9 protein-coding genes are annotated in these 8527 nt (G+C 28.2%); 6 read left to right on the top strand and 3 right to left on the bottom strand.

Annotation, left to right across the window (positions count from 1 at the left end; translation table 11 throughout):
• Nucleotides 1–13 precede the first annotated feature (13 nt).
• Complete coding sequence (locus tag B3N22_RS02390; RefSeq protein WP_286904573.1) at nucleotides 14–1486, top strand: protein adenylyltransferase SelO; 1473 nt, start codon at nucleotides 14–16, stop codon at nucleotides 1484–1486.
• An 80-nt stretch (nucleotides 1487–1566) separates the two neighbouring features.
• Here the strand turns inward: B3N22_RS02390 and B3N22_RS02385 are convergent, their stop codons facing one another.
• Nucleotides 1567–2247, bottom strand: a complete 681-nt coding sequence (locus B3N22_RS02385) for a DNA alkylation repair protein (RefSeq protein ID WP_286904571.1) — start codon at nucleotides 2245–2247, stop codon at nucleotides 1567–1569.
• Nucleotides 2248–2601: 354 nt separating this feature from the next.
• On the opposite strand from B3N22_RS02385, the gene B3N22_RS02380 reads away from it, so the two are divergent.
• Nucleotides 2602–4611, top strand: a complete 2010-nt coding sequence (locus tag B3N22_RS02380; RefSeq protein ID WP_286904569.1) for a putative bifunctional diguanylate cyclase/phosphodiesterase — start codon at nucleotides 2602–2604, stop codon at nucleotides 4609–4611.
• A gap of 41 nt (nucleotides 4612–4652) precedes the next feature.
• Here the strand turns inward: B3N22_RS02380 and B3N22_RS02375 are convergent, their stop codons facing one another.
• Nucleotides 4653–5117, bottom strand: a complete 465-nt coding sequence (locus tag B3N22_RS02375; protein ID WP_073016361.1) for a GreA/GreB family elongation factor — start codon at nucleotides 5115–5117, stop codon at nucleotides 4653–4655.
• Between the two features lie 325 nt (nucleotides 5118–5442).
• On the opposite strand from B3N22_RS02375, the gene B3N22_RS02370 reads away from it, so the two are divergent.
• The 4 genes from B3N22_RS02370 (at nucleotide 5443) to B3N22_RS02355 (ending at nucleotide 8248) form a co-directional block, all read left to right on the top strand.
• The gene (locus tag B3N22_RS02370; RefSeq protein ID WP_286904567.1) at nucleotides 5443–6084 is read left to right on the top strand and encodes an ABC transporter permease; all 642 of its coding nucleotides are present in this window, start codon (nucleotides 5443–5445) and stop codon (nucleotides 6082–6084) included.
• Nucleotides 6084–6983, top strand: a complete 900-nt coding sequence (locus tag B3N22_RS02365; protein ID WP_286904565.1) for a glycine betaine ABC transporter substrate-binding protein — start codon at nucleotides 6084–6086, stop codon at nucleotides 6981–6983. The genes B3N22_RS02370 and B3N22_RS02365 overlap by 1 nt, the downstream gene beginning before the upstream one ends.
• Before the next feature lie 19 nt (nucleotides 6984–7002).
• Complete coding sequence (locus tag B3N22_RS02360; RefSeq protein ID WP_073016355.1) at nucleotides 7003–7740, top strand: ATP-binding cassette domain-containing protein; 738 nt, start codon at nucleotides 7003–7005, stop codon at nucleotides 7738–7740.
• Between the two features lie 142 nt (nucleotides 7741–7882).
• The gene (locus tag B3N22_RS02355) at nucleotides 7883–8248 is read left to right on the top strand and encodes an iron chaperone (protein ID WP_286904561.1); all 366 of its coding nucleotides are present in this window, start codon (nucleotides 7883–7885) and stop codon (nucleotides 8246–8248) included.
• Between the two features lie 52 nt (nucleotides 8249–8300).
• Here the strand turns inward: B3N22_RS02355 and B3N22_RS02350 are convergent, their stop codons facing one another.
• Nucleotides 8301–8429 (bottom strand): hypothetical protein, encoded by a 129-nt coding sequence (locus B3N22_RS02350; RefSeq protein ID WP_275299631.1) that lies wholly within the window; start codon nucleotides 8427–8429, stop codon nucleotides 8301–8303.
• Nucleotides 8430–8527 lie beyond the last annotated feature (98 nt).

Here is an 8527-nt window from a genome sequence, read left to right as displayed (position 1 = left end):
AATGTTAGTTATTATGAAAAAAGCTGATACCTTAATAAAATTTGGTTTAAATTTTGATAATAGTTATACTCGGTTACCAAATTCTTTTTTTAAAGAAGTAAAACCAACTTTAGTTCATAACCCTAACTCTGTAGTCATAAATTCAAAATTAGCATCCTCTTTAGGTCTTAACTCTGAAGTATTGGAAACTAAAGAATTTTTAGAGGTTTTAGGAGGAAATATTATTCCAGAAGGAGCTCACCCTATTGCACAAGCTTATGCTGGGCATCAGTTTGGACATTTTACAATGCTTGGAGATGGAAGAGCTATACTACTTGGTGAACATATAACCCCATTAGGTGATAGAGTAGATATTCAACTTAAAGGTTCTGGAAAAACACCCTATTCTCGTGGAGGAGATGGAAGAGCAGCTCTTGGTCCAATGCTTCGTGAATACATAATAAGTGAAGCTATGCAAGCTCTTGGAATTCCTACAACTAGAAGCCTTGCTGTTGTTACAACTGGTGAATCAGTAATGAGAGAAAATAAACTTCCTGGTGCAATTCTTACAAGGATAGCTGCAAGTCATATAAGAGTAGGAACGTTTCAGTATGTTTCAAAATGGGGAAGAGAAGAAGATATTAAAATCTTAGCTGATTATACAATAAGTAGGTACTATAACTACTTAAAAGACAGTCCTAACCCATATTTAGATTTACTTAAAGAAGTCATTAATAGACAGGCAGACTTAATTTCAAAGTGGCAACTAGTAGGTTTTATACATGGTGTTATGAATACTGATAACATGGCTATAAGCGGTGAAACAATTGACTACGGACCCTGTGCATTTATGGATACTTATAATCTAGAAACAGTATTTAGCTCAATAGATACTTATGGAAGATATGCCTATGGAAATCAACCTTATATTGGTGGTTGGAATCTTTCTAGATTTGCAGAAACCTTATTGCCTTTAATAGATGATAATCAAGAGAAAGCTTTTAACTTAGCACAAGAAGAGATTTCAAATTATTCTAAGTTGTATCATAAAAATTGGCTTAATGGTATGAGGTCTAAACTTGGAATTTTTAACGAGGAATCTTTAGACGAAGATTTAATTAATCAACTATTAAATATGATGCAAGAGCATAGTGTTGATTATACCAATACTTTTATTGAACTAACTTTTAATAGGTTAGAGGAAAGCTCTTTATTTAAATCGGATAATTTTCTGAAATGGCATAAGCTATGGAAAGAAAGACTACAAAGACAAAATGAAGGATTAGATTTATCAATTGAACTAATGAAAAATACTAATCCTGCCATAATACCAAGAAATCATAGGGTGGAAGAAGCTTTAGAAGCAGCAAATAATGGAGATTATAGTGTTATGGATAAACTCATAGATGTTCTTTCAAATCCCTTTGATCATTCAAAGGAACAACTTGAATATTCAACTCCACCAAAACCTTCAAATAAGCCTTATAGAACCTTTTGTGGTACATAATTATAAATTTCTAAAGAATACAGTATATTACTTTTTAGTGATATTGCTGTATTCTTTTATTGAAATATTAGATTAAGTTTTTATTTTCTTTTCATATTTTTAATAACTACTTTATCATCTTTATCCACTTGTAAAGAATCGAGGATTTTTTGAAGAGATTTATTAAAAGTAAACTCATCTAAATTATTGTTTTTTAAATATTCCATAGTTTTTTCAGGAAACTTCGTATAACATACTGAAATAGCCCAAGCTACAGCCATTTTTACATAATAACCGCTATGTTTTATCTTATCTAATAAATTTAAAATCTCATCTATATATATTTCATTAATGAAATAGTCAATAATCATTACTACACCAAAACGAACCTCATATTCCTCATCTGAAACCAGAAACTTTTGTATGAACTTCCAAACCTCATTCATATTATCTTTAGTAAATTTCAAACTAATGCAAAAGCTATCACATATAGACCAGTTATCAATCTTAGGTATAAACTCAGAAATATAATGAAGAGTTTCTTTTACATCAACCTTTATGTATCCAATAACCATTCCCTGAAGCATAACTTCTTCAAAATATTCGTTATCACAGTTTTTTATAAAAGCTTTCCAATCATTTTTTGATATTTCTTTAGCTAGTTTTCGTAACATTGGTAGTCGTACTCCTAAAATATTATTTATATTAGGAATAAGTGAGGAAGAGAATTTTTGATATTCTTTATCTCCCATTGAAATGAGGATTTCTTTATAAAAGTTCATATTTTTATTTGCACTAGAATGCTCATCAATATCATATTTCTGTATATTAATATTATGAAAATGAATGTTTTTCATTATTCAATGTCCTCCTGTTAAGTTAATATTTGTTATTTTATATAATACAAAATTTTATAATTAAATTCTTCCGAAATATTAACTTTTAATTTTCGAAGTATTTTATAATGGTTAATTTGATATTTTAAATAATTTCTAGTTAAAATAAAGATTTTTTATTAAAAATAAGGAAATATTTTTACAAATTTTATTATTATAGTATAATATTAATTAAAGTTGTTTAAAAGTAAGAAAACATCCAAATCTTAGGTTTCTTAAGTTTCTTTTTGAGGTGAAGACATGAAAAACGCAAATATTCCTAAAACTATTCCCGATATAATTGACGTGATAAACAAGTCTAATGATGTAGAGACTATTATTACTATGGAAAACTACATGGCTTGTTATTACGCAGGTCCAATACTTTTTGCTAGCACAATTATAAACTATTACATTAATTATATACTCATGAGTTATAATTTAAATAAGGTTATTATGGAAAGTATTTTTCTTTTATTTCTTTCTTTTTGCTTTGTAATAACTCCTTACTTAAAATTTAAAACCAAATTTATTACTCATTGGGTATCAATACTATTTTCTATTGTTCTTGTTTATGTAACATTAAGGTTTTATTCTGTTGTGGGTTCTTTTATATTAATGATTGCTTTTTTAGAAATTATTATAGCTTCAGCTAGAATCACTAAGGTTATGCTAAACTATATAACTATAACTACTTTTTTAGTAGGAGGATATATTTTCTTTTTATCATCAAAAAATGCTCACGAAATAACGCCAATATATTATGTTCTTTTGGTTATATTATTTATTTTAATGTTTTTAATAGTGCCTGCCATGTACATGGTTAGTAAATCCCATTATCAAAGGATTACTAGACTATATCTAACAGAAGTCCATCAAAGAGAAGAGTTAGAGAAAATGTATAACGAAACAAGAAGCCAATATAATTTACTTACTCAAAAAAATAACCAATTAAAGATTAATGAAGAAAGGTTATATAGGCTAGCACACTTTGATGAATTAACATATCTTCCTAATAGAAAGAGTATTTTAGACAAATTAAACTATCTTATAAAAGTTTCTAAAGGAATGAATCTATCATTTTACATAGTATTTATAGATATTGACTCATTTAAAAAAATAAATGACTCTATGGGACATCATATAGGCGATTTATTTATAAGTGATGCTGCTAAACGGCTTAAAGCATCTATACATAAAAGTGATTTTATAGGAAGAATTGGTGGAGACGAGTTCGCATTAATAATTCAAAGAAGATTAAGTGATAAAGAAGTATTTAAATACATAGATAAAATAAGAAAGCATTTTTTACAACCATTTATAATTGAAGGCAATGAGATAACTTCAAGTGCTAGTTTTGGAATAGCTTCATTCCCCTATGATGGAGTTGGACAAGTTGAATTAATGAAAAATGCAGATACCGCAATGTACAAAGCAAAAGAACTTGGTAAAAATAATGTGCAATTTTTTGAAAAATCTATGAAAGAAGAATTACTAGAAAAATTAAATCTTGAAAATGAATTAAAATCTGCACTTTATAATAATGAGTTTTTTTTAGTATTTCAACCTATATATAACCTTAGAACTGGTACGATAAGAGGTTTTGAAACTCTACTACGTTGGAACTCCAAAGTATTAGGTATGGTAGCTCCTGATAAATTTATCCCTGTTGCAGAGGAGCTAGGTATTATTATTCCATTAGGGGAGTGGATTATAAGGACAGCCTGTAAAACATTCAAAAAGCTTCAGGACAAATACAAATTAGAGGAGACTGTACTTGCCATAAATTTATCTGTCAAACAGCTTGAATCACCTAATATTGTTGAATCCATTAAATACATATTAAAAGAAACAAATTTTGACCCAAACTTATTAGAAATAGAAATCACAGAGAGTACATTTATGAATTCAATTCATAAAACAAAGTCAACTTTAGAAAAATTACAAGATATGCGCATTAGCATTTCCTTAGATGACTTCGGAACTGGTTATTCGTCATTAAGCTATTTGAGACAACTACCAATAGATATATTAAAAATTGATAGAACTTTTATAAATGATATTTTGAAGAGTGACAGAAATGTTGAAATTATCGGAAGTATAATAGATTTATCTCACAATTTAGATATAGCTGTTATTGCTGAAGGAATAGAGGAGGAAATTCAACTTCGCCACTTGAGGAAACTAAAATGTGATTATGTCCAAGGTTACCTAATGAGCAAACCTTTAAATTTAGAAGATTTGGAACAGTTTATATGCCAAGAAATATAAAGAAAAACCTAGAAGGGATATCCTTTTAGGTTTTTTATACTTTATAATATTTCTATTATTTCAACCTTGTATGTTTCACTTGGAGCATTAACTTCAACTATATCTCCTGCTCTTTTACCAGATAAAGACTTTCCTAAATCTGACTCAATACTTATTTTCATATTTTCTGGATCTATATCCATAGTAGTTACTAAAGTTACTATATCCTCAAAATCATCTTCTATAAATTTAATTTTCGCCTTACTATTTATACCCATAACTGACTTATCTATTTCGGAGTCATCTATTAAGGTTGCAGTTGAAATCATGGTCATTAGATATTGTATTCTATTATCATTTTCTCTATAATTTCTACAAGCCTCTTTGTATTCAGCATTTTCTGATCTATCCCCATGAGCTGCTGCTACTAATTTTTCTTTTGCTATCTCAGCTCTTTTTACAGTCATTCTATAATCTAATTCTTCTTGTAATTTTTTTATATTTTCTTCAGTTAACTTATTATTCATATAAAAACTTATCTCCCATTTAATATACTTTATTAATATTATAAAGTCATAGAGAAGAAAATAGAAGTTTCTTTTTAAAATTCTTATTAAGCATAAAATAATTTCTAATTATTTTTATAAGTTCTTCATCCTCCTTAACTTACATAAAATTAAACAGGTTAGTAAATAATCCAAGCTAAAAGAACTTGTGTTTGTATTTTTCTCTTAAGTTGACATACAGTAGTCATATTAGATTATTTATACTTAATATTATTAAAGGTAATACAAAAAGAGAGGAGAACATTTTAATAGCAAATTAATTTAATTTTAAAATATGGGAGGATAAATGATTAGAAATATATTTGAACTTTATTCTGAAAGAAAAGATTTTTTTCTTAAGCTTACTGTAGAACATCTAAAGATATCTGCAATTTCTATAATAATAGCTCTAATAATAGGATTAGTATTAGGCATTATTATTAGTGAATATAAGAAAACCTCGCCACTTATTTTAGGTATAACAAATTTTGTATATACAATTCCCTCTATATCCTTACTTGGTTTTCTTATTCCTTTGTCTGGTATCGGAAATACTACTGCAATAATAGCACTTACTATTTATGCATTACTTCCTATGATCAGAAATACTTATACGGGTATAGATAATATTGATTCTTCTATTATTGAAGCATCAAAAGGAATGGGTAGCACCCCTTTTCAGATTTTATATAAAATAAAGCTTCCACTTGCTTTACCTGTTATCTTAGCTGGGCTTAGAAACATGGTTGTTATGACAATTGCACTTGCTGGTATTGCTTCATTTATAGGTGCTGGGGGGCTTGGAGTTGCTATATATAGGGGGATAACAACTAATAACTCAGCTATGACTGTAGCCGGAAGTTTATTGATTGCTTTTCTTGCCTTAATTATGGACTTTATTATTGGAGTTATTGAAAAATATATGAAGAAGAAATGGAGATTAGTATAATGAAAAATTTTAAATTTATAAAAATATTTACAACATCACTTTTAGCCTTAACATTAATTACAGGTTGTTCGAAAAAAACTGACACAATTAAGATTGCAACAAAACCTATGACTGAACAGTTTATATTAGGTGAGATGTTATCTTTGCTTATAAAAGAAAATACAAACTTAAATGTTGAAATAACAAAAGGAATAGGTGGAGGAACTAGTAATATTCACCCTGCTATTTTAAAAGGTGATTTTGATTTATATCCAGAATATACTGGAACTGGCTGGAGCTTTGTATTAAAAGAAAGTGAAATACCAGATAATGATACGCTCTACAAAAACCTTCAAGATAAATATATAGCAAATTACAATCTTAAATGGGTAGGATTGTATGGATTCAATAATACCTATGGACTAGCTATAAGAAAAGATATCGCAGAGAAAAATAATATAAAAACTTATTCTGATTTAGCAAAGTATTCTGGCGATCTTAACTTTGGTGCTGAATATGATTTCTATGAAAGAGAAGATGGGTATAATTTGCTTTGCTCAACCTATGGTCTTAAATTTAAAAAGGCATCTGACCTTGATATCGGCCTAAAATATCAAGCTATAAATTCAAAAGAAATTGATGTCATGAATGTATTTACTACAGATGGACAACTTACATCCTCAGATGTTACTGTACTTCAAGATGATAAAAACTTTTTCCAAAGCTATTATTGTGGCACGGTAGTACGTGAAGATACTTTGTCAAAACATCCTGAATTAGAAAATATCTTAATGAAAATGCAAGATATTATAACAGATAGCGAAATGGCAAAATTAAATTATGAAGTTGAAAGTAATGGACGAGATGAAGCAGAAGTAGCTAAAGAATTTTTACAAAATAAAGGTTTATTAAAAGAATAATTCTAGAGAGGAAAATAATATGAGTAGAGAAGTCATAATAAGTTTTAAAGATGTTTCCAAAAGTTATGATAAAAATTTAATTCTCCATAACTTTAATCTACAAGTTAAAAAAGGTGATTTTTTAACCATAATTGGAACTTCTGGTAGTGGAAAAACCACAGCTTTAAAGCTAATTAATGGTTTGCTTAAAGCTGATACAGGTGATGTGTGTATTGAAGGCAAAAATATAACTTCTGTTGATATAATTAGTCTTAGAAGAAATATAGGTTATGTAATACAGGGTGTTGGATTATTCCCTCACATGAGCGTTAGAAAAAATATAGCTTACGTCTCAAATCTTTCTAGAAAAAAAGATAAATCAAAGATTGATACTACTGTAAATAAATTAATTAAAATTGTGGGAATGGACAAGGAAATGTTAGACAGATACCCAAGTGAACTTTCTGGTGGACAGAAGCAAAGGATAGGTATTGCAAGGGCCCTTGCAGCTTCTCCTAAAATTCTTCTTATGGATGAACCTTTTGGAGCTGTGGATGAGATAACAAGAAAATCTCTTCAAGAAGAAATATTAAGAATTCATAAGGAGCTTGGTGTAACTATAATTTTTATTACCCATGATATTAAGGAAGCACTAAAATTAGGAAGTAAAGTCTTAATTATGGATAAAGGTGAAATAATTCAGTTGGGAACACCTGACGAAATTAAAAGCAATCCTAAAAATAGTTTCGTTAAGGAGTTAATAAGTTCAGAACTTTAAATCCATATAGAATAAATTGTACTGCAAATTAAGTCTATACTTATTGCAGTACTTATTTTTTCTTAAATAGTAAATATTATATAACAACCTTTAGGAATGTTATATAATATTAAATAAGAATAAAACAGAAGGAGTTTTAATTATGAAGGAAAAAGTTATATTCAAAAACATTGATGAGTATATTTTAACCTTTCCAATCAACGTTCAGGAAATACTTCAAAGCCTAAGAAAGGTTATCCGAGAGTCAGCTCCAGAAGCTAAAGAAAAGATAAGTTATCAAATGCCAACATTTGATTTATACGGTAATCTAGTTCACTTCGCAGCATATAAGAAGCATATAGGCTTTTATCCAGCACCTAGTGGAATCGATGCTTTTAAATCAGAATTGTCAAAATACAAAGGAGCTAAAGGATCAGTACAATTTCCTATAGATGAACCATTACCTTATGAATTAATAAAAAATATAGTTAAATTCAGAGTTCAAGAGAATACTGGAAAATTTAATTAGGATCTTTACATAATCTATCTTCTAATAAAATGCTCCTCAATTGGAGCTTTTTTCATCCATTAAATAATAACTTTACAAAAAAATCTAAAAACATAATAACAACAATAAATCCGCTGATAATTCCACCAAATATTATTACACAAAATGCTGTAAATAAACTATAAAGAGTATTATTTTTCATAAAATCACCTTGTATAATGAACATGTAGTAAAATTCATTATACTTTTCCTTTCTTAATATTTTTTACTATACTTAACATAAGACGCTGTGGATTAGTT

The sequence above is a fragment of the Clostridium sp. UBA1652 genome (genome assembly GCF_002320975.1).
GTDB lineage: Bacteria > Bacillota > Clostridia > Clostridiales > Clostridiaceae > Clostridium_T > Clostridium_T intestinale.
This window is presented reverse-complemented; position numbering and strand designations above follow the sequence as displayed.

Bases quoted from the DNA above. Each gene is read 5' to 3' on its own strand.
- B3N22_RS02350 (WP_275299631.1), bottom strand. From the start codon at position 8,429: ATGAAAAATAATACTCTTTATAGTTTATTTACAGCATTTTGTGTAATA.
- B3N22_RS02385 (WP_286904571.1), bottom strand. From the start codon at position 2,247: ATGAACTTTTATAAAGAAATCCTCATTTCAATGGGAGATAAAGAATAT.
- B3N22_RS02390 (WP_286904573.1), top strand. From the start codon at position 14: ATGAAAAAAGCTGATACCTTAATAAAATTTGGTTTAAATTTTGATAAT.
- B3N22_RS02365 (WP_286904565.1), top strand. From the start codon at position 6,084: ATGAAAAATTTTAAATTTATAAAAATATTTACAACATCACTTTTAGCC.
- B3N22_RS02360 (WP_073016355.1), top strand. From the start codon at position 7,003: ATGAGTAGAGAAGTCATAATAAGTTTTAAAGATGTTTCCAAAAGTTAT.
- B3N22_RS02355 (WP_286904561.1), top strand. From the start codon at position 7,883: ATGAAGGAAAAAGTTATATTCAAAAACATTGATGAGTATATTTTAACC.
- B3N22_RS02380 (WP_286904569.1), top strand. From the start codon at position 2,602: ATGAAAAACGCAAATATTCCTAAAACTATTCCCGATATAATTGACGTG.
- B3N22_RS02375 (WP_073016361.1), bottom strand. From the start codon at position 5,117: ATGAATAATAAGTTAACTGAAGAAAATATAAAAAAATTACAAGAAGAA.
- B3N22_RS02370 (WP_286904567.1), top strand. From the start codon at position 5,443: ATGATTAGAAATATATTTGAACTTTATTCTGAAAGAAAAGATTTTTTT.